This window comes from Salinimicrobium catena (assembly GCF_900102915.1).
In the GTDB taxonomy this organism is placed as follows: Bacteria; Bacteroidota; Bacteroidia; order Flavobacteriales; family Flavobacteriaceae; genus Salinimicrobium; species Salinimicrobium catena.
On record NZ_FNGG01000001.1, the window covers coordinates 1 to 21,567 of the forward strand.

The following is a 21,567-nucleotide window of genomic DNA, read 5'->3' on the forward strand; positions in this document are numbered from 1 at the left end:
CATGAACATTATTTAACCACTCCCAGTATGGGTGGAAAAGCCTGGGAAAATGCTCATGCGGAATCGTTGAATGGTATTCTCAAAAACGAATACATAGATTTTAGACATATGGATCTAACATTAACCGAGGCTCAGAGAATGATAAAAAAGGTGGTTTATTTATACAACAATGAGCGGCCACATGGTTCACTAAAGAATAAAAAACCACAAGAATTTGTAAACTTTGTTCAGCACTTAACTACTGAACAAAGACCAATATTAAAGATTAATTATTAACCTGAAAAAAGGCAACCATATTCAGGCAAGCTCAAACATTGAACCTTGAACATTAAACCTTAAACCTTTACACTAACTCTTCCAGCAACTTGAGATAATCTTCCCGGTTGCTGACAAAATCCAGTTCAGAAATATCGATGATCTTTACGTTGAGTCCAGGCTGAGACTTGATAAATGAAAGATAGCTTTGGTTGATGTTGGCCAGGTAATCGTGCTGAATGTTCTGCTCATAATCCCTCCCCCTTTTCTTGATGTTCTCCAGCAACCTGTCGGTGTTCTGGTACAGGTATACGTAAAGATCCGGCTTCACCAGTTCTTTATACATGAGGTGGAAAAGCTTCTGGTACAGCAGGTATTCGTCTTCGTGCAGGGTGATCTTGGCAAAGATCAGCGACTTGAACACGTCATAATCTGAGATCACGAAATCCTTGAACAGGTCGTATTGGGCAAGGTCATCGATGAGCTGCTGGTAACGGTCGGCCAAAAATGACATTTCCAGCGAAAAAGCATATCGCGCCTGGTCTTCATAGAACTTCGGAAGAAAGGGATTGTCTTTAAACCGCTCCAGGATAAGCTTCGCGTTGAAATCCTGCGACACCATGGTGGCAAAACTGGTCTTTCCCGCCCCGATGTTCCCTTCCACGGCAATGTAATTATACCTGGAAAAAGTAAAGCTTGACGGCTTCTTCAGTTCCTGCGGAATTTTCGTGATTTCGGAAGTATCAGGAGTTTGATTTAACAAGTTCTTTATCTTCTCATTGCGAAGAGGATGTTTCACTTCCGCGGCGATATCGGCCAGCGGCAGCAGCACGAACTTACGGTTGAGCATTTGGGGATGCGGCACCTGCAGGTTCTCTGTATCGTGCACCTCCTCTTCCACCAGTACAATGTCAAGATCCATGCTGCGGTTGGCATAACCCTGTTCTGAACTTCTCTTTCTGCCCAGGGAAGTTTCGATCTTTAACAGCTTTTCCAGCACTTCTTCGGGTTCGAAACGGCTGTCTACGGCCACACAGGCATTTAAAAAAGCATTGCCTTCAAAACCCCAGGCAGGGGTTTCGTAAACAGGGGAGATCTTCTGCACGTCTCCAACCCTTTTTTGAATCTCATTTACAGCCTTTTGAAGAAGGTCAAAACGATTTCCCTCGTTGCTACCAAGGGCTATAAAGACTGTTTTTGGAGGATTCAAGGGTGTTTAAGAAAAATTTAGTAAGACTAAAGGCGTAAATTTCACAGCAAATTAAATAAAACAAAACCACATACTCTTAACTTTGTTAGAAAGAGTTTTAACACAAAGAGGCCTTTAACATCCCAGCTGATATTTTCACAGGAGGTTTAAACCTGTGCTTTGAAATAACTTTTTAAAATGTTCTTTTTATGAAAAAATTTCTGAAAATAGCTGCGATCGCAGTGGGAGTCATCCTGTTAATACTCCTGCTCACACCCATTCTTTTTGAAAAACAGCTGAAGGACCTGGTGCAAAAGACCATCAATGAAAACCTCAATGCGCAGGTGGCTTTTGCCGATATCGATCTCAGCCTTTTCCGGAATTTTCCCGACGCCACCCTGGGCATTGAAGACTTGAGCGTGGTGAATAACGCCCCCTTTGCAGGAGACACCCTGGCCTTTAGTGAGGAAGTGGTCCTGCAAATGTCGGTCATGGAACTTTTCAGGGACAGTGGAAAACCCTTGCGAATTGATGCCCTCAAACTCAACCGCACCCTGCTCAATATAAAGGTAGACTCCCTGGGAAACAACAACTATGACATAGCCATTGAAGATACATCGGCCACAAAAACATCCGGTGGCGGGGGCTTTGAGTTCGACATGCAGCATTACGAGGTGAATGACTCCAGGGTGAGCTATTATGACAAGGGAGCCGGCATCAAACTGCTGGTGGAGGATCTCAACCATAAAGGAAACGGAGACCTTTCGGCTCAGAACTCTACCCTGAGCACTTTCTCCTCTGCCCTGGTGAGCCTGGTAGTAGATGAAGTAAAGTACCTCAATAGAAATAAAGTGCAGCTGGAGGCCGATTTCATGATGGACCTGGAAAATCAGAAATATTCCTTTCTCGAGAACGAAGCCCTTATCAATCAGCTGCCGCTCACCTTTGACGGCTACGTGAAGGTGAACGAAGACAACAACGAGGTGGACATCACCTTCAAGACTCCCAGCTCCTCGTTCAAGAACTTCCTGGCGGTCATCCCCGAAGAATACTCCAAGAACATAGAAGAGGTGGAGACCAGCGGCGACTTTGTGGTGAATGGCTTCATCCGCGGAATAGTGGACGAGACCTACATCCCAAAGATGGAGATCAACATTAACTCTGATAATGCCTCCTTTAAATATCCCGACCTTCCGAAGAAGGTGGAAGACATTACCATTGCCGCCGAGGTGATGAACACCACCGGCCTGGCCGACGACACCTACGTCAACATAGACACCCTCAACTTCAGGATAGACCAGGACGCCTTCAGGGCCAATGGGAAACTGAGGAATCTTACCGGAAACATGCTGGTAGACATGGCAGTGAAAGGCAGCATTAACCTGGCCAACCTGGAAAAAGCCTATCCGCTGGAACTGGAGCAGGACCTTAACGGGATGGTGACCGCTGACATGTCGACCAGTTTTGACATGGAGTCCATTGAAAAAGAGCAATACCAGAACGTGCAAAGCAACGGGATCGCCACCATCAGGAACTTCAGTTACAGCTCTCCGGAGATCCCGAACGAGATCAAACTGGCCACGGCGACCATGAAGTTCAATTCGGGGAATGTGGCCCTGCAGGATTTCCTGGCCACCACCGGCAGTACCGATCTGGCCGTAAACGGGAACATCCAGAACTTCATGGGTTACATGTTCACCGACCAAAAACTGAAGGGAAATTTCACCGCCCGCTCCAAATCTTTTTCGGTGAATGATTTCATGGTGAAGGAAAAGCCTTCCGCAGAAACAGAAAGCACCCGCACGCAAACAGCCGCGACAGCCGAAGAGGCAATAAAGATCCCTTCTTTCCTGGATGTGCAACTGGATTTTGTGGCAGACCAGGTTTTATACGATAATCTTGTCTTGAAGAACGCCAAAGGGAAACTGGCCATTAACAATGAGACGGCGAGCCTGCAGAACGTTACCGCCAGTATCTTTAACGGCAGCATCAACCTTAACGGAAATGTCTCTACCGGCGAACCTGTTCCCACCTTTGGAATGAAGCTGGACCTCAATTCCATTGACATCGCGCAGGCCTTCAGAGACATGGAACTGCTGCGAAACCTGGCGCCCATCGCCCAGGCCCTGCAGGGGAACCTCTCCACCAATCTCGATCTTCGCGGAAATCTGAACGAAGACCTTACTCCTAAACTGCAGACCCTGGCAGGAAATGCCCTGGCAGAAGTGCTGGGAGCCAGGGTGAAACCGGAGCAAACTCCCCTGCTGGCGCAACTGGATCAGAACCTGAATTTCATCGACCTCAACAACCTCAACCTGAAAGACCTCAGGACAAACCTCACCTTCAACAACGGGCAGGTAGAGGTGCAGCCGTTCGATTTCAATATCAAGGGGATCAAGGCCACCGCTTCGGGAAGCCACGGCTTTGACCAGAACATGCGCTACAACCTGGCGCTGAAGATCCCGGCCAAATACCTGGGGGATCAGTTGGGTTCCACCCTTTCAAAACTCAGCGCCACGGCACAGGATTCCATGACCGTAGCCCTGCCGGTTGACCTTACGGGCACATTCAACAACCCAAGGATCAACCTCAACATGGAGCAGGCCGTAAGCAACCTTACCCAGAAGATAATTGCCAGCCAGACAGAGAAGCTGCAGGAAAAAGGAAAAGGTATTCTAACCGATATCATCACCGGCAAAACCGGGAAAGACACTACCACGGCCGGACAAACCCAGAAGAAGGATTCGGTCAGGACCCAGGAAGAAGTGGTGAAAGAAGCCGCCAGGGATATCCTGGGAGGCATCCTGGGCGGAAAGAAAAAGAAAAAGGATACTACGAACCAGTAGAGGCTACTGCACGGTGAGGGCTACGCCGTAGCCTTCGTGTTTCCTTACATTGAAGACCGTCCCATCCTCAAAAATGAGATACTGTCCTTTTACCCCTTTCAGCACACCCTCATAAAATGGGGTTTTCTGCAGGTTTAGAGATCGGCATTTTGCAGGATAATTTAGCACGGGGAATTTGATCTCCAGCTCTTTAGAGCTGGCAAGGTAATAATCCTTCACCTCTTCGGGCAGGTACTGCTTAAGGTCTTCCTTTATCTGCTGCAGGTCCAGGTCTTTCAGGTCATTGGTGAGCATTCTCCTCCAGTTGGTCTTATCTGAAACGTGCTCCTTCAGCGCCACTTCTGTGATCCCCGCAAGATAGCGATTGGGGACTTCTACGATCTCAATGGCCTCATGCGCACCCTGGTCTATCCAGCGGGTTGGCACCTGACTTTTTCGGGTCACCCCCACTTTCACATTGCTCGAATTGGCCAGGTAGACGATATGCGGCTGCAGCTGGGCTTTTTGTTCATAGTCCAGGTCACGGTCTTCCTGCCCCAGGTGCGCGGTGCTCAGCTCAGGGCGCATCACCCACTCCCCCATTTCGGGAAGGGTGCTGAAACACTGGTAGCACACTCCGTTAGTGAAGATCTTCTTTTCCTTTTCGCAATTGAGGCAGAAATAATGCAGAAAATTGATGCTGAGCTTCTTGTCTATTACCTGGTTCACGTTGAGGAAGTCCTGTTCAAAGATCATATAGTACTGCACCGTTTCCTTCAGCTCTGTCTTCATCTTGGTAAGTACTCCTTCGTAGATCATATATCGTCTTTAAATTTTATCGATCGCAGTTTTTGCCAGCAATCAGAATAGTTTTATTTTTAACCGGTTTCCCCTTACAGGCGCCCCGGCGTTTGAGGGCCTAAAGATAAAAAGAAAAATGCCAATTCCTTTAGTTCATTCCGTGGCTTCCTGGTTCCTCAAGAAGCGTATTCACCAAATGGAATTGTTCATTAAATACCCTCATGAGGTACAGTTCGAGCTGCTCAAGAAACTCCTCCAAAAAGCCAAAAATACAGAGGTAGGCAAGAAATACGACTTCGCCTCCATGACCAGCTATGAGGAATTCGCGGCCCGCGTCCCCCTGCAGCAATACGAGGACTTTGAGCCCGATATTGAACGCAGCCGAAGGGGCGAAATCAACATCTTTTGGCCGACTCCCATCAAATGGTTTGCCAAGAGCAGCGGCACTACAAATGCCAAGAGCAAGTTCATTCCGGTGAGCGAAGAGTCTTTGGAAAACTGCCATTATGCGGCGGGAAAGGACATGCTCTGCATGTACCTCAATAACAACCCCGATTCACAGCTTTTCAGCGGAAAGAGCCTGCGGCTGGGCGGCAGCAAGGAGATCTATAAGCAAAACGGCACCCAGTTCGGAGACCTTTCGGCCATTCTTATCGACAACATGCCTTTCTGGGCAGAATACAGCAGCACTCCCAGCAACGAGGTTTCCCTCATGAGCAATTGGGAGGTGAAAATGCCAGCCATCGTAAACGAAACCCTGGATGAAAATGTCACCAGCCTGGCCGGAGTGCCTTCCTGGATGCTGGTCTTGCTGAACAATGCTCTTGAAGCCGCCGGTAAGGAGAACCTGTTCGAAATTTGGCCTAACCTGGAAGCCTATTTCCACGGCGGGGTGAACTTCCTGCCTTATATTGACCAGTACCAAAAGATCCTGCCGCGCGATGATTTCAGGTATTACGAGATCTACAATGCTTCGGAAGGTTTTTTTGCCATCCAGGACAGCAACGACTCCAAGGAATTATTGCTGATGCTGGACTACGGGGTGTTCTATGAGTTCATTCCGATGCATACCTTCGGAACGCCTGAAGAAAAGGTGATCCCACTGTCTGAAGTCGAAAAGGACAAGAATTACGCGGTGCTTATCACCACCAATGCCGGACTCTGGCGCTACAAGATCGGGGATACGGTAAGATTCACTTCGCTGCATCCTTACCGCATTAAGATCACCGGCCGCACCAAGCACCACATCAACGTCTTTGGCGAGGAGCTGATCATCGAAAATGCCGAAGAGGCCCTAAAAAAAGCTTCCGAAGAAACAGGATGCGAGATCGTGGACTATACCGCGGCACCCGTTTTTATGCAGGGGAAGGAAAAAGGAGCCCATGAATGGATCATCGAATTTAAAACTCCCCCGAAAAATTTTGACCACTTCACCCACTGTTTTGATCAATACCTGCAAAGCATCAACAGTGATTATGAAGCCAAGCGCTTTAACAACATGACCCTTAATCCGCCTAAGGTACACCAGGCCCGGGAAAAGCTCTTTTACGACTGGCTTAAAAAACGGGATAAACTCGGCGGACAGCACAAGATCCCCCGCCTTAGCAATCAGCGGCACTACGTGGAAGAGTTGCTGGAAATGAATGGTGTTTAGACGTTAGATTTTAGAAGTTGGAAGTTGGAAGTTGGAAGTTAATTTATTTATCCAGGGGAAATTATTCTTCACAACGTATAATTGTTTTTATTCTTTTCCACAGCTCCAGAGGAGCGACATATCTATAGCTACGGAGGAGCGGCATATCTATAGAAGGTTGACCAGTTTGAAAAAGAGCTCCAGAGGAGCGACATATTTCCGGTATGACAAATAACCAAAAAACCTAACAGGTTTCTAAAACCTGTTAGGTTTGACTTATAACCCCTGTCAGGGTTCAAAACCCCTGACAGGGTTGTCGTTATATTCTACAATTCCTTCGACACCTTATCGACCGCCGCGATGGTCGCGTCCAGGTCTTCGTAAGAAAGGGCATCGGTCAGGAACCAGGTTTCGAACGCGCTTGGCGCGATATAGATCCCGTTCTCGAGCAGCCCGTGGAAGAACTTTTTGAAAGTATCGTTATTCCCTTTAGCCGCCGAGGTGAAATCCACCACCGCCTCTTCAGCAAAATGCACAGAGATCATTGACCCCCTGCGGTTGATGGTGTGTGTTACGTTGTTTTTGATAAGGACTTCAGCAATACCTTTATGAAGATATTCTGTCTTTTGGGCCAGGCTGGTATAGATCTCAGGATTATCATTCAGCTCGGTGAGCATAGCCAGTCCGGCAGCCATGGCCAACGGATTCCCGCTAAGGGTACCCGCCTGGTAAACAGGGCCGGTTGGCGCCAGGTAATCCATGATCTCTGTTCGGGCAGCAAAGGCCCCGACGGGTAATCCGCCACCAATCACTTTTCCGAAGCAAACAATATCGGCATCCACACCGGTCAGCTCCTGTGCCCCGCCTCTCGCCAGCCTGAAGCCGGTCATCACCTCATCAAAGATCAATAAAACATCATATTCATCACATAGTTTTCTAAGGCCTTCCAAAAAACCTTCTTTTGGAGGAATACATCCCATATTCCCGGCGATAGGCTCCAGGATGATGCAGGCGATCTCCCCCTGGTTGGCTTTAAGCAGATCTTCGACGCTTTCCAGGTCATTATAGGTAGCCAGCAAAGTATCTTTCGCCGTACCCTGAGTCACCCCGGGGCTGTTGGGAGTTCCAAAGGTCACTGCCCCGCTTCCTGCCTGGATAAGGAAAGAATCACTGTGGCCATGATAACAGCCTGCAAACTTGATGATCTTTTCCCTGTTCTTGAAGCCGCGGGCAAGGCGCACCGCACTCATGCAGGCTTCGGTTCCCGAATTCACGAATCGAATCTTGTCAATGTTCGGCACCATAGACACGGCCAGCTCGGCGATCGTGGTTTCGATCTCGGTAGGGGTTCCGAAAGAGGTTCCTTTTTTAGCCTTTTCGATCACCGCGTTCACCACCGGGTCAAAAGCATGGCCCAGGATAAGCGGCCCCCAGGAATTGATATAGTCGATATACTTATTTCCGTCTTCGTCATACATATAGGCTCCCTTGGCTTCCTTTATGAACAAAGGTTCCCCGCCAACGGCATTAAAAGCCCTTACTGGCGAATTCACTCCTCCTGGGATCACTTCTTTCGCGGCAGCGAACAACTCGCTGCTTCTCTTATAGATCATAATGAAATTTCCTTTTAGGGGGTAACGTAAAGGGTTTGTCCTATCCCAATATTGTTATCCCGTAAATTATTGTATTGTTTTAATTGCTCTACCGTGAGTCGGTAGCGTTTGGCGATGGAATACAGGGTATCTCCCTGCTTTACCACATACTGCTGCGCCGAGGGCGCTTGCTGAGCCTTTTCATTTTTTGTCTCTTTATAAGCCACTGCCTTTTTACCCAGCACCTGTCCGTCATACTTATACAGTTCATAGCGTTCTATCAGGTTGATGAGCTTGTCGGGGTATTTGCGGTCTGTAGCATAGCCGGCCGCCTTCAGGCCTTTTGCCCAGCCCCTGTAATCATCGGGCTTCAGCTCAAAAAGCGCTGCATATCTTTTCCTTTCGGTCAGGAATAAAGAATGGTCGCGATAGGAATATTTCGGGTGGTTGTATTTTCGGAAACACTCCTGTGGGCGGTCATCATCATGATATACTCCGCCGCCTTTCCAGCCGTGACATTTTATTCCGAAGTGATTGTTCGCCTTGCGGGTGAGCTCCCCTTCGCCGGCCCCCGATTCCAGGATCCCCTGGGCCAGGGTGATGCTGGCAGGTATCTTGTAAAGTCTCATCTCCTCCTGGGCTATGGGCGCGTAAGTATTAATGTAAGCCGAGATCTTATCTACATATTTTTTAGGCTTAGGGGCTTCGAGAATTTCCCTTTCCCCGTCAGACAACCCTGTGATTTCCTCAACCGCCATGCGGGTGCCTTCATCGATTCGTTGTTCTTTTTTCTGCTTGCTGCCGGCAACGTTCTTTTTGCTTCCGCAGGAAAAAGCAGTGAATACCAATAAGAGCAATAAGATCTTAACAGTAACTTTCATTTTAAAATTCAATTTGGGGTAAATCTTTGTTTTTAAGTCTGTTGTTCATGCCGGCAATACCCTGCAGCCCTCCCGTATGAATGGCTAAAATACGAGTATTTTTAGAAAAATAACCCTTCCCGATGAGATCAAAAAGCCCAAACATCATCTTGCCGGTATAGACGGGATCAAGCTGAATTCCGTATCGCCTTTTAAAGTCATTTATGAAGAGGATGAGCTCCCGGTCCACCTTAGCATAACCCCCAAAATGGTAATTTGTTATAAGTTCCCAGTTATTTTTTTCGCTGAACTGCGCCACTTCGGCATTGAGAAAATCACCCTTCAGGGCAGGAAACCCCAAGACCTTCTGGCTCTCTTCGGAAGCATTGATAAGCCCCGAAATCGTTCCGCCGGTACCAACGGCGCAGCTTATCTCATCAAATTCCTTATCTTCTGCGGAAAGGATCTCTTCGCAGCCTTTTACGGCCAGGTTGTTCGTTCCGCCTTCGGGAACAGTGTAGAATTTCCCGAATTTTTCCTGAAGCCTTTTTAAAAATTCTTCGGAAGTCTTTTCCCGGTAAGCCGCCCGGGACACAAACTCGAAGGTCATTCCGCAGGAAGCGGCAAAATTCAGGGTCGGATTCTCCCGAAGCGTTTTCTGCAGATCCAGCCCCAGCTCCTCTCCTCTAATCACGCCGATGGTATTGATCCCGAATGCTTTCCCCGCCGCTGCGGTCGCGGCGATATGGTTTGAAAAAGCCCCTCCAAATGTGAGCACGGACTCATGCCCTTCAGAAATGGCATTTTTGAGGTTGTACTTCAGCTTGCGGAACTTATTCCCCGAAACCTCGGGATGCAGCAGGTCTTCCCGCTTCATAAAAACGGAAACTCCGGAAACTTCAGCGACGAACTGATTCGGAATTACAGGATGATCTTCAAATAATAGCACAAGATTCTCTTCTAAAATGCAAAGGTCAGAAAAGATGCGGCACTTTCCGAAGAACTTACAGGTATTTTAGAAAGGCCCAGAATTTTCGATTGGTGATATAGCCAAGATCTTTCTCATTAGCATAGGCCTCCCGCTCAAAACAGATCCTGCTATAGGCCTTATAGGAATCGCGGTATTTGATGAGACGTATGAAGTATTCAAAGAAATACCAGATAAAAAAGAAGATGAGCAGCATTTCCACCTGCTGCTTCAGGTGAATGCGTTCGTGGTTCATGAACACCGGGTTCTTCTTCAGTTCTTCCCGCTTCAGGACTATAAAGGGCCAAAGTACCACGCCATCAAAATGCCTGGCCAGGATGAATTTATTTACCACCACAAACATGAGGACAAGATAAGAAAATGCTATTTTTGTGATATGAGTTTTTTCAAGAAAAAAATTCCTTTAGAAGAAGGAGACTATTATCTCACCCCAGAAGGCTACCGCTGTTTTACCGAACAATACCACCTAAAGCGTGGTTATTGCTGCCAAAGCGGCTGCCGCCACTGCCCGTATGGGTACAACAAAAAAACCGATCAACAGACCAAAGAATAATTATGGACTTCAAAAAAGCGATCTTAGAAGGAATTCCCGATAAACTGCCTGCAGCCAAAGCATACGACCCAAATGTGAACCACGCGCCAAAGCGCAAGGAGATCCTGAACGAGGAGGAGAAGAAGCTCGCCCTGCGCAACGCGCTGCGGTATTTTGAGCCGAAGCACCACGCCGAACTTCTTCCTGAATTTCGTGAGGAACTGGAAACCTACGGCAGGATCTACATGTACAGGCTGCGGCCAGATTATGACATGTATGCCCGATCCATCGAAGAGTATCCCGGAAAATGCGAGCAGGCCAAAGCCATCATGCTCATGATCCAGAACAATCTTGATCCGAAGGTGGCCCAACACCCACACGAACTTATCACTTATGGAGGAAACGGTGCCGTGTTCCAGAACTGGGCGCAGTACCGCCTGGTGATGAAATACCTGGCCGAGATGAGCCAGGAGCAAACTTTGGTCATGTATTCGGGACACCCGATGGGGCTGTTCCCATCTCACAAGGACGCCCCAAGGGTGGTGGTCACCAACGGGATGATGATCCCGAACTATTCAAAACCGGATGACTGGGAGAAGTTCAACGCCCTTGGCGTCACCCAGTACGGACAAATGACCGCGGGAAGTTATATGTACATTGGTCCGCAGGGGATCGTGCACGGAACTACCATCACCGTGCTCAACGGTCTAAGGAAGATAGGTAAAGGAGGAGGGTCCTTATTCGTTACCTCAGGTTTAGGAGGAATGAGCGGCGCCCAGCCAAAGGCAGGGAACATTGCAGGCTGTATCACGGTGTGTGCCGAGGTGAATCCCAAAGCGGTAGAAACCCGTCATTCACAAGGCTGGGTAGACGAGGTAGTGACCGATCTCAATGAGCTGGTTGAAAAAGTAAAAAAGGCTAAAGAAGAAAAGAAAACGATCTCTTTCGCCTACCAGGGCAACGTGGTGGACGTATGGGAGGAATTCGAGAAGCAAGACCTGCATATTGACCTGGGAAGCGACCAGACCTCCCTTCACAATCCGTGGGCAGGAGGCTATTATCCGGTGGGACTTTCCTTTGAGGAGTCAAAGGAGCTTATGGCCAATGATCCGGAAAAGTTCAAAGAAAAGGTTCAGGAGAGTCTCAGAAGGCAGACAGAGGCGATCAACCGCCACACCCAAAAAGGCACCTATTTCTTCGATTACGGAAATGCCTTTTTACTCGAGGCTTCCAGGGCGGGCGCTAAGATCTATAAAGACGAACAGGGCAATTTCGTGACTTCCGAAAAAGCCAAAGACAAGGAGAATTTCGCATACCCGAGTTACGTACAGGACATTATGGGCCCCATGTGCTTTGATTATGGCTTCGGACCTTTCCGTTGGGTATGTGCTTCCGGAAAACAGGAAGACCTGGACAAAACCGACGCCATCGCTACCGAAGTGCTTCAGAGGCTAAAAGAGAATTCCCCCGAAGAGATTCAGCAGCAGATGCAGGACAATATCAAGTGGATACAGGGTGCCAGGGAGAACAAGCTGGTGGTAGGTTCCCAGGCACGGATTCTTTATGCCGATGCCCTGGGAAGAATAGAGATCGCCAAAGCTTTCAACGACGCCATCGCCAAAGGAGAGATAGGAACCGTGGTCCTTGGAAGGGATCACCACGACGTTTCAGGAACCGATTCCCCTTACCGGGAAACCTCGAATATCTATGACGGATCCCGCTTCACGGCCGACATGGCCATTCACAATGTGATAGGCGACAGCTTTAGAGGTGCCACCTGGGTGAGCATTCATAACGGCGGCGGTGTTGGCTGGGGAGAAGTGATCAATGGCGGATTCGGTATGGTTCTTGAGGGTAATAAAGAGTCCGAAAGACGACTTAAGTCTATGTTATACTGGGATGTAAACAACGGGATCGCCCGCCGGTCCTGGGCCCGAAATGAGGGCGCGCTGTTTGCGATCAAACGGGCCATGGAAACAGAGCCGCAGTTACAGATCACCATTCCTAATATGGTAGATGAAAGTTTATTGTAAAACCAAAACCCAAGGATTATGAGATCATTGAAAATTACCACTGTCGCGTTACTGTTCGCCCTGGTACTCACCTCGTGCAGCAGCGTTAAAGTCGCTACAGATTATGACCAGAACGTGAATTTTAATCAGTATCAAACCTTCGCTTTCTTTAAACCGGGAATCGATAAGGCAGACATTTCTGATCTCGATAAGAAAAGGATCCTTAGGGCCATTGAGGCTGAACTGCAGCAAAAAGGTCTTACCAAATCTGATAACCCCGATATGCTGGTGAGCATTTTCACCAAGACCAGGGAGAATATCAACATCTACAATAACAACTACGCCTACGGCTATGGCTGGGGATGGCATCCCTGGTACTGGGGCTCCGGCTATAACACCGTGAGTTCGACCACCGAAGGAACCCTGTATATCGATCTTATCGACGCCGATAAGAAAGAACTGGTATGGCAGGGAATGGGTACCGCCGCGCTTGCCCGTGAAGTTGACCGTAAACAGGAAAGGATCAACGAGATCGTTGAGGAGATCCTGGAAAAATATCCCCCGGGACGAAATTAATCGTTCAGTCCCCCCGAGCTGAAGCCGTTAAAAATTGATTTTTTTAGCGGCTTTTTTTGTGGCTAATAAAATTTCAAATTATTGAGTTCTATTTATTTTGGCAGGATCTTGCCGCGTATCAAATACATCTGCAATTTTTATAAAACCTTTGACCTGATCAACCGAATATATAATTTTGAAGTTCTTTTTTAAAAGATAGCGGTAAATTATTTCTCTGCCTATAAGTAATTCTTCCTTCTGCCCAATAAAAGGATCTTTTTTTAAGCTGTTAGATTCATTAACAATGTCCTGAACCATTCTTATAGCTGTCCTTTTTCCGGCATTTTCCAGATAGTAGAGAAAAATTAGATCTAATTGCCGTTCTGCAAAATCTGACCAGATAATTTCAAATGTCATTTACTGATATTTCTTCAGTAGGTCTGAAGATCTTTTGAATCGATTGTTTTGAAAATCTGCTTCAGAAATATCAATTCGCTCATTCAATTCCTCTTTGGTCATAGGTTTAGAATTCTCCTGAACAAGGCTATTCGTTTCCTTCCTCAGAAGTTCTTCCAGGCGGGTTATCACCTCTTCACTTTGAAGCTTTAAAAATTCCTGAACAAATTCTATTTTCCTTTTTTGCAGATCCATAAGGGATGTTTTATTCAAAAATACAAATTATCTGCTTAATGTATGTGCCTTCCTCCAGTCCTTTCAGCCTAAATATCAACAACTTGCAAGTCCAATATTTTTGTATCTTTAAGCACCTGTTTATTACCGATTTTTATGGAACAAGAATTTGAATCCAACGAGATAATTGACCGTCTACCGGCGCACCTCAAACAATTCATCAAGCCTCAGAATTATGAGGAGTACACCCCAATTAACCAGGCGGTGTGGAGGTATGTGATGCGCAAGAACGTGGAGTACCTGAGCCAGGTAGCCCATTCCTCTTATCTTGACGGACTGCGGCAAACCGGAATTTCCATAGACCACATTCCCAACATGTACGGGATGAACAGGATCCTGAAGGAGATCGGCTGGGCAGCCGTGGCCGTTGACGGTTTTATTCCGCCGGCAGCTTTTATGGAGTTTCAGGCCTACAACGTACTGGTAATTGCCAGTGACATCAGGCAGCTGGAGCACATTGAATACACCCCTGCCCCCGATATCATCCACGAAGGAGCGGGACACGCACCCATTATTGCCAACCCTGAATATGCCGAATACCTGCGTCGCTTCGGAGAGATAGGCTGCAAGGCCATTTCCAGCGCGCATGATTACGAGGTGTACGAAGCCATTCGCCACCTTTCGATCATCAAAGAAGCCGAAGACACTCCGCAGCAAGAGATAGAAGCTGCAGAAAAGCGTGTGGATGAGTTACAGAACAAGAATCCGGAGCCAAGTGAAATGGCCCAGATAAGAAACCTGCACTGGTGGACCGTGGAGTACGGACTCATTGGCACAGTGGAGAACCCGAAGATCTACGGGGCCGGACTACTTTCTTCTATTGGGGAAAGTACCTGGTGCATGACCGATAAGGTGAAGAAGATCCCTTACACCATTGAGGCCGCGAAGCAGGATTTTGATATCACCAAACCTCAGCCGCAGCTGTATGTCACTCCAGATTTCGCTCACCTGAGCTCGGTCCTGGAGGAGTTTGCCAATAAAATGGCCCTGCGGGTCGGCGGACTGGAAGGATTGAAAAAGCTTATTAATTCCAAGAATATTGGCACCATTGAATTAAGTACGGGGATACAGATCTCCGGAAACTTTTCAAGGGTCATAGAACATGAAGGCAAACCCATTTATTTCCAGACCACCGGAAAAACCGCCCTTGCTGCCAGGGAAAAGGAACTGGTGGGCCATGGCACCGAAAATCATCCCGAAGGATTTGGCTCTCCCGTGGGAAAATTGAAAGGCATCAACCTGGCGATCGAAGACATGAGTCCGCGTGACCTTCGCGCCTACGACATTTATGAAGGCGAAAAGATCACCTTCGAATTCGAAGGCGGCGTGGTAGTAAAAGGAGAGATCATTACCGGTACTCGCAACCTGCAGGGCAAGGTCATTCTGATAAGCCTGAAGGATTGTACCGTCACCTACAACGACGAAATGCTCTTCCAGCCCGAGTGGGGGAAATATGACATGGCGGTAGGTAAAGAAGTGATCTCGGCTTTTGCCGGCCCGGCTGACTGGCACTCATTTGACATGATCACCCACAAACCTTCTTCGACTACCATCAAGAGCAAGAAAACTCCGGAAAAACAGGAACTGGAATCGCTTTACGAGTCGGTGAGAAATATCCGGGAAGGCAAGAACACGAAGTTCTCACTGCAAGCCGCTTTTGATATTCTGAAAAAGCACCATCCAAAGGACTGGCTGCTTTCAGTAGAGATCTTTGAACTGGCCCACGACAAGGATGAAAAGCTGGCTTCGGAAGTACTGCAGCACCTTGAAGAGGTCAAATCAAACCGACCTGAAGTTGCTCATCTAATAGACGGTGGGGTGAACACCGTAAAATCAGACTTTGTAGCGGGATAAGGTTTAGAGCTTAAGCTCCTTCAATTCTCCGGAATCGAATTTCTCTCCTTTATATTCCAGGGTCCAGCCCAGGGAACTGGTAAGGATATAGATCTTTTGCAATTCACTGATGAGCCTGTTCTGCGCGTTCGATTTTAAAGAGGATTTCTCGACTTTCTCACGAATGGATTTTCTGATGCGGCTTTTGATCTTGTTGTAATCCTCGGCCTCGAACTGGTTAAGGTAATCCTGGGTCACGTCGTAGTACTGAATATCGGGATAGATCGAGATCTCTTCTTTCGGGATATGGGTGATGGTTACGGTCTTTTCCTCTTCGTTCACCTCCACCTTCAGCTTGCTAAGATCGTAAGCGACGGTAGCTTTCGCGTTCACCACGATCAGGGCCTTTTTCCTGGCAGAGAATACGTCGAAATAGAACTTTCGGGAATCTTTATAGGTATAGACCTGCGAAAAAGTTCCTTCGGTCACCACCAGCTTTCCCACGTTCTTTACCTGCTGCTGAATTAACGCGGTGCTTTCCTCAAGCCGGTCCTTTTCGGCATCACGACGTTCACAATACCGCAAGCCAAGTACGATCAGCAATACCGAAACAGCGCCTAAAATGAATTTTCTCATAACCTGAAGTTACAAATAAGCAGCTGTCTTTTTTTGAATAAAATGTTAGAATCTTATTTGCGGGTGCGAGGTTTGGATCTCCTCTATCTTCTTTTGCAGGTCCTTTTTGAACTTTTGATGCGCTTCAGAAGCTTCATTGAAAGGCCGGTGAGAAAGCCCTTTTTGGATGCCATCGATCTTTTTCATCACCTGCCCGGCTTCTGCAGAGATCCAGGTTTCCCTGAACCTTTCCCAGATGTAATCTATAGCTACCTCGTTTGGATGCACCATATCTTCGGCATAGAAGCGGTAATCTCGCAGCTCATCCATCATGACCTCATAAGAGGGAAAATATTCTGTATTGGACTGTTCGGCAACAATTTCATGGATCGCTGAAATAAGTTTTGCCTTGCTCTGCTGATTTTCGAGGAATCCATCCTTTATATGTCGGACGGGACTTACCGTAAAAATGATCGCTGCGGAAGGATTCAGCTCTTTCACGATCTCCACACATCTTACAAGATCCTCTTTCACCTCCAGCAGCTCTTTGCTGAAGTTCTTCTGCGGAACTTTATGGCAGTTGGCCACCACTTTTCCGGACTCCCTAAAGCGATAGCCCCAGGCGGTACCCGGAGTGATGATAACTTGAGTGGCCGATCTTAAGAATTCGGCTGTCTCCTCTACCGCCGTATTCAGCCGCTCCAGGATCTCGCCTTTATCACTGCTGTTAAGATCTGAATGCGCCCCAAAGAAATGCCAGGCCTCATTGTGATAAAAAATATCTTCTTCTGAAAAACGCTTTTTTGACCGCACATTTTCCAGGAACGCCCGAATGGCCGAGGGATGAAATAAAATACCGAAAGGGTTCAGGAAATTCCGGAATTTGAAGTACTCCAGTTTCTTCCCAATGTTCTCTACAAAACAGGAACCCAAAAGCAGGATCCGGGATTCGTAGGTGATCTTCGGCTCCTTAGGCTGAATGGGTATTTTGGTCCTGAAGTCTATCGCTCTATAGGTTGGGTTTCTTTTCGTACTTCCTTATCACCTGCAAGGTTTTGAAAACCTTATAGGTCTGAAATATTTGATTGAAGAACCTACAAGGTCAGAAAAAGACCTTGCAGGTTTGCTATGCTATTTTATATACTTTTCCGCATTCTGAAGGGCTTCATTGATCCCTGCCGGATTCTTCCCGCCGGCGGTAGCGTAAAATGGCTGTCCGCCACCGCCACCCTGGATGAATTTTCCGAGTTCCTTGACGATCTTGCCGGCATGCAGGTCTTTTTCAGCTGCCAGTTCTTTTGAGATATAGCAGGAAAGCAGGGCCTTCCCGTTCTGTTCGGTTCCAAAAATTAGGAATAGATTGTCTGTTTCATCCCCTAACTGGAAAGACAGGTCTTTGATCCCGCCGGCATCCAGATCCACCTTTTTTGCCAAAAAGTTCACTCCGTTGATCTCTTTGATCTCGTTCTTAAGGTCACCTTTCAGGTTCTTGGCCTTATCCTTCAGCAGGGCTTCTACCTGTTTCTTAAGTTCGGTATTCTCGTCCTGCAGGTTCATTACCGCTTTTACCGGGTCCTTCGGGTTTTTCAGCACCGCCCTGATCTCGCTGTACACTTCGGTCTGGGAAACGAAATAATCTTTGGCCGCTTCCGAAGTAATGGCTTCGATTCGGCGTATACCTGAAGCTACAGCACCTTCGGAAATGATCTTAAAATGCCAGATGTCGGCTGTGTTACCAACGTGAGTTCCGCCACAAAGTTCAATGGAATCTCCAAACCGGATCGCGCGAACTTTGTCTCCGTATTTTTCACCAAAAAGAGCAATAGCCCCGTCATTAATGGCTTCCTCGTAGGTCATCTCCCGATTTTCAACCAGGGGCAATTTATGGGCGATGCGGGTATTCACGAAATCCTCTATCTCTTGGATCTCTTCCGCAGTCACTTTGCTGAAATGGGAAAAATCGAAACGCAGGTAATCGCTCTGCACCATGGATCCTTTTTGCTCCACATGCGTTCCCAGCACATTTCTCAATGCCTGGTGCAGCAGGTGGGTGGCCGAATGGTTAGCCGCGGTTCGCGCTCTTCTTGCCGCGTTCACCACCGCTTTAAATGTTCCCGAAAGGTCCTGCGGAAGGTCTTTTGAAAGGTGAATGATCAGGTTATTTTCCTTCCGGGTGTCGGTAATGTAGATCACTTCACCTGATTCGCTTTCCAGCACCCCTTTATCCCCTACCTGTCCCCCGCCTTCGGGATAAAAAGGAGTTTTATCAAAGACCAGCTGGTACAGCTCGCCTTCTTTCTTTGATTTTACTTTTCGGTAACGCAAGATCTTCACCTCAGCCTCAAGCGTGTCATAGCCCACGAAACCTTCGGTCTCCCCGGCATTGACTTCCTGCCAGTCTCCGGAGATCACTTTTGAAGCACTTCTGGAACGGTCTTTCTGCTTCTGCAGTTCTTCTTCAAATTCTTTCTGGTCAAGAGAATATCCTTTTTCACCAAGGATCAAAGCTGTAAGATCTATAGGAAACCCAAAGGTATCGTACAGTTCAAAAGCCTTTTTTCCCGATACTTTTTTATCGGGAGTTTCCTGCATGATCTGGTCCAGCAGGATGAGCCCCTGGTCAAGGGTGCGTAAAAAGGAATTTTCTTCCTCTCTTATCACATTTTCGCAAAGGTTCTGCTGGGCACGCAGCTCGGGGAAAGCTTCGCCCATTTGTTTGCTCAGCGTATCCACCAGCTTGTAAACAAAGGCTTCTTTTTGGTTCAAAAATGTGAACCCATATCTGATCGCTCTTCTCAGGATCCTGCGGATCACATAACCGGCACCGGTACTTCCCGGCAGCTGCCCGTCGGCAATGGCGAAGGCCACGGCACGCACGTGGTCGGCGATCACGCGGATGGCGATATCAGTCTCTTCATTTTTTCCGTATGTGGAACCGGTGATCTTCTCGATCTCCTTGATCAGCGGAGTAAAAACATCTGTATCGTAATTGGATTTTACTCCCTGCAACACCATACACAGGCGCTCAAAGCCCATTCCCGTATCCACATGCTGCGCCGGCAGTTTTTCCAGGGAACCATCAGCTTTTCTGTTGAACTGGATGAATACCAGGTTCCAGATCTCCACTACTAATGGGTGGTCCTGGTTCACCAGCTCCCTTCCGGGGATCTTCGCTTTTTCCTCTTCCGATCTCAGGTCCACGTGGATTTCCGAAGAAGGTCCGCACGGCCCCTGGTCTCCCATTTCCCAGAAGTTGTCTTTTTTATTCCCAAAGATGATTCGATCCTCAGGTACGATCTTTTTCCAAAGTTCCAGTGCCTCGCCGTCAACAGGAATCTCTTCTTCCTCGTTCCCTTCAAAAACAGACACGTAAAGAATTTCTTTATCGATCTTATAGACTTCGGTCAATAATTCCCAAGCCCACTCAATAGCTTCTTTCTTGAAGTAATCTCCAAAACTCCAGTTGCCCAGCATCTCGAACATGGTGTGGTGATAGGTATCTTTCCCCACCTCTTCCAGGTCATTGTGCTTCCCGCTTACCCGCAGGCATTTCTGGGTATCGGTAACCCGCGAATTTACAGGGGTCCCATTTCCTAAAAAGAACTCCTTGAACTGGTTCATCCCCGCGTTAGTGAACATCAGCGTGGGATCATCTTTGATCACCATGGGCGCCGAGGGAACGATGCTGTGGTTTTTGGATTTAAAGAATTCTAAAAAATGCTTGCGAATATCCTGGGATCTCATGTAGGAATAATGTTTTCAGTATTTATTAAATTATGCGGGAGAAAAAACAATTTCTATATTTGTTCGTTTCTCAACCTTATTGTTGCACTGTTTTTGCAACATGCACAGTAACGCAAAAATAGCATAATTTAACTTATGTCGAAGGTTAAATATTATTACGACAGTGAGACGCTTTCCTATAAAAAAATAGAGCGAAGGAAGGGCCGGCAATTGGGAATTGTCTTTTTGAGTATTGCAGGAGCATTCCTTGCCGGATTCATTCTTTTGGTCATCTACCTCAACATTCCGCAACTTGAAACTCCCAAGGAAAAAGCCCTGAGACGGGAGCTGGAAAACATGAAACTTCAGTACGGGCTGTTAAACCGAAAAATGAACCAGGTGCAGGAAGTACTGGCCAATGTTGAAGACCGTGACAATAACATCTACCGACTTTACTTTGAGGCCAATCCTATTCCTGAAGAGCAGCGACTGGCTGGTTTCGGCGGGATCAACAGGTACAAGGACCTGGAAGGTTTTGACAATTCAAAACTGATCATTGAAAGCCATAAAAAACTGGATATCCTCACCAAACGCCTGGTAGTGCAGTCGCGCTCCCTTGACGAGATCGTGAGCCTGGCCGAGGATAAGCAGGCTTTACTGGCTTCTATCCCCGCCATTATGCCTGTAAAGAACGAACATCTCAAACGCATGGCCTCAGGTTATGGCTGGCGAACCGACCCTTTTACCAAGGTGAGAAAATTCCACTACGGAATGGACTTTTCGGCCCCCCGAGGTACTCCTGTTTATGCATCGGGAGACGGTGTGGTACGCAGGGCCGATAATCGCTCCAGCGGCTACGGAAGACATATTCGCATTGATCATGGATTTGGTTACACCAGCCTCTATGCCCATCTTTACAAGTACAATGTGAGGGCAGGACAAAAGGTAAAGCGCGGAGACCTTATTGGGTTTGTAGGAAGTACTGGCCGTTCACAGGGACCTCACTTACATTATGAGATCTTCAAGGATGATGACAGGATCAATCCGCTTAACTTTTACTACGGACATTTATCGCCCGCAGAGTATGACGAGATCCTGCAGCAGGCGCAACAAGAAAACCAATCCCTGGATTAATGCACGTAGACCTACCCGAAAAACTGTATTACAGCATTGGCGAAGTGGCCGATGCCTTTGGAGTGAACACATCCCTAATTCGATTTTGGGAAAAGGAGTTTGATGTGATCAAGCCGAAGAAGAATGCCAAGGGCAACCGCAAGTTCACCAAAGAAGACATAAGGAACCTGGAGTTGATCTACCACCTGGTCAAAGAACGAGGTTTTACACTGGAAGGCGCAAAGATCCACTTAAAGGAAGAAAGACAAAAAACATTATCTAACTTTGAAATAATCAGAAAGTTAGAGAACATAAAATCAACTTTAATAAAACTAAAAAACCAACTGTAAC

20 protein-coding genes are annotated in these 21,567 nt (G+C 47.4%); 9 read left to right on the forward strand and 11 right to left on the reverse strand.

Features of this window, described 5'->3' with window-relative positions; all coding sequences use genetic code 11:
• The coding region (locus BLS64_RS00005) for an integrase core domain-containing protein (protein ID WP_143019251.1) at positions 1-276 on the forward strand (276 nt) is incomplete at its 5' end.
• 67 nt (positions 277-343) lie between these two features.
• Here the strand turns inward: BLS64_RS00005 and folK are convergent.
• A complete protein-coding gene (folK, locus tag BLS64_RS00010) occupies positions 344-1,465 on the reverse strand; it encodes a 2-amino-4-hydroxy-6-hydroxymethyldihydropteridine diphosphokinase (RefSeq protein ID WP_093110507.1) in 1,122 nt (373 codons plus the stop codon).
• Positions 1,466-1,653: 188 nt separating this feature from the next.
• On the opposite strand from folK, the gene BLS64_RS00015 reads away from it, so the two are divergent.
• Positions 1,654-4,290, forward strand: a complete 2,637-nt coding sequence (locus BLS64_RS00015; protein WP_093110508.1) for an AsmA family protein — start codon at positions 1,654-1,656, stop codon at positions 4,288-4,290.
• Positions 4,291-4,293: 3 nt separating this feature from the next.
• Here BLS64_RS00015 and BLS64_RS00020 read toward each other — a convergent pair whose 3' ends face one another.
• Positions 4,294-5,088, reverse strand: a complete 795-nt coding sequence (locus tag BLS64_RS00020) for a DUF2797 domain-containing protein (RefSeq protein ID WP_093110509.1) — start codon at positions 5,086-5,088, stop codon at positions 4,294-4,296.
• Positions 5,089-5,206: 118 nt separating this feature from the next.
• On the opposite strand from BLS64_RS00020, the gene BLS64_RS00025 reads away from it, so the two are divergent.
• On the forward strand, positions 5,207-6,724 hold the full coding sequence (locus BLS64_RS00025) for a GH3 auxin-responsive promoter family protein (RefSeq protein ID WP_093110510.1): 1,518 nt from the start codon (positions 5,207-5,209) through the stop codon (positions 6,722-6,724).
• A 305-nt stretch (positions 6,725-7,029) separates the two neighbouring features.
• On the opposite strand, the gene hemL is transcribed toward BLS64_RS00025, so the two are convergent.
• The 4 genes from hemL to BLS64_RS00045 are packed head-to-tail and all read right to left on the reverse strand — an operon-like array spanning position 7,030 to position 10,486.
• Positions 7,030-8,316 carry a glutamate-1-semialdehyde 2,1-aminomutase gene (hemL, locus tag BLS64_RS00030; RefSeq protein WP_093110511.1) on the reverse strand — a complete coding sequence of 429 codons (1,287 nt, stop codon included), beginning with the start codon at positions 8,314-8,316 and terminating at the stop codon, positions 7,030-7,032.
• 14 nt (positions 8,317-8,330) lie between these two features.
• On the reverse strand, positions 8,331-9,176 hold the full coding sequence (locus tag BLS64_RS00035; protein WP_093110512.1) for a glucosaminidase domain-containing protein: 846 nt from the start codon (positions 9,174-9,176) through the stop codon (positions 8,331-8,333).
• A 1-nt stretch (position 9,177) separates the two neighbouring features.
• Positions 9,178-10,104, reverse strand: a complete 927-nt coding sequence (locus BLS64_RS00040) for a 1-aminocyclopropane-1-carboxylate deaminase/D-cysteine desulfhydrase (protein WP_093110513.1) — start codon at positions 10,102-10,104, stop codon at positions 9,178-9,180.
• Between the two features lie 55 nt (positions 10,105-10,159).
• Entirely contained in the window at positions 10,160-10,486 is a 327-nt protein-coding gene (locus BLS64_RS00045; RefSeq protein WP_093110514.1) for a hypothetical protein, read from the reverse strand.
• 33 nt (positions 10,487-10,519) lie between these two features.
• Between BLS64_RS00045 and BLS64_RS15110 the strand changes: the two genes are divergently transcribed.
• From BLS64_RS15110 to BLS64_RS00055, 3 genes are read left to right on the forward strand one after another with little or no spacing between them, the layout of a single operon-like run.
• A complete protein-coding gene (locus BLS64_RS15110) occupies positions 10,520-10,696 on the forward strand; it encodes a DUF5522 domain-containing protein (RefSeq protein ID WP_176763397.1) in 177 nt (58 codons plus the stop codon).
• A 2-nt stretch (positions 10,697-10,698) separates the two neighbouring features.
• Entirely contained in the window at positions 10,699-12,708 is a 2,010-nt protein-coding gene (locus BLS64_RS00050) for a urocanate hydratase (RefSeq protein WP_093110515.1), read from the forward strand.
• 18 nt (positions 12,709-12,726) lie between these two features.
• A complete protein-coding gene (locus BLS64_RS00055; RefSeq protein ID WP_093110516.1) occupies positions 12,727-13,263 on the forward strand; it encodes a DUF4136 domain-containing protein in 537 nt (178 codons plus the stop codon).
• Positions 13,264-13,341: 78 nt separating this feature from the next.
• Here BLS64_RS00055 and BLS64_RS00060 read toward each other — a convergent pair whose 3' ends face one another.
• Both BLS64_RS00060 and BLS64_RS00065 read right to left on the reverse strand, forming a co-directional pair.
• Positions 13,342-13,659, reverse strand: coding sequence for a type II toxin-antitoxin system RelE/ParE family toxin (locus BLS64_RS00060; RefSeq protein ID WP_093110517.1), 318 nt, complete (start codon positions 13,657-13,659; stop codon positions 13,342-13,344).
• A complete protein-coding gene (locus BLS64_RS00065; RefSeq protein WP_093110518.1) occupies positions 13,660-13,893 on the reverse strand; it encodes a hypothetical protein in 234 nt (77 codons plus the stop codon).
• Positions 13,894-14,028: 135 nt separating this feature from the next.
• On the opposite strand from BLS64_RS00065, the gene BLS64_RS00070 reads away from it, so the two are divergent.
• Complete coding sequence (locus BLS64_RS00070; protein WP_093110519.1) at positions 14,029-15,786, forward strand: aromatic amino acid hydroxylase; 1,758 nt, start codon at positions 14,029-14,031, stop codon at positions 15,784-15,786.
• A gap of 3 nt (positions 15,787-15,789) precedes the next feature.
• Here the strand turns inward: BLS64_RS00070 and BLS64_RS00075 are convergent, their stop codons facing one another.
• From BLS64_RS00075 to alaS, 3 genes are all read right to left on the reverse strand, one after another.
• On the reverse strand, positions 15,790-16,401 hold the full coding sequence (locus BLS64_RS00075) for a DUF4230 domain-containing protein (RefSeq protein ID WP_093110521.1): 612 nt from the start codon (positions 16,399-16,401) through the stop codon (positions 15,790-15,792).
• 45 nt (positions 16,402-16,446) lie between these two features.
• Positions 16,447-17,313, reverse strand: coding sequence for a GSCFA domain-containing protein (locus BLS64_RS00080; protein WP_317039614.1), 867 nt, complete (start codon positions 17,311-17,313; stop codon positions 16,447-16,449).
• 198 nt (positions 17,314-17,511) lie between these two features.
• Positions 17,512-20,124, reverse strand: a complete 2,613-nt coding sequence (alaS, locus tag BLS64_RS00085; RefSeq protein ID WP_093110525.1) for an alanine--tRNA ligase — start codon at positions 20,122-20,124, stop codon at positions 17,512-17,514.
• Positions 20,125-20,259: 135 nt separating this feature from the next.
• On the opposite strand from alaS, the gene BLS64_RS00090 reads away from it, so the two are divergent.
• Together BLS64_RS00090 and BLS64_RS00095 are read left to right on the forward strand one after the other, a co-directional pair.
• On the forward strand, positions 20,260-21,237 hold the full coding sequence (locus tag BLS64_RS00090) for a M23 family metallopeptidase (RefSeq protein ID WP_093110527.1): 978 nt from the start codon (positions 20,260-20,262) through the stop codon (positions 21,235-21,237).
• Entirely contained in the window at positions 21,237-21,566 is a 330-nt protein-coding gene (locus BLS64_RS00095) for a MerR family transcriptional regulator (RefSeq protein ID WP_093110529.1), read from the forward strand. The genes BLS64_RS00090 and BLS64_RS00095 overlap by 1 nt, the downstream gene beginning before the upstream one ends.
• The last annotated feature ends 1 nt before the right edge of the window (position 21,567 follow it).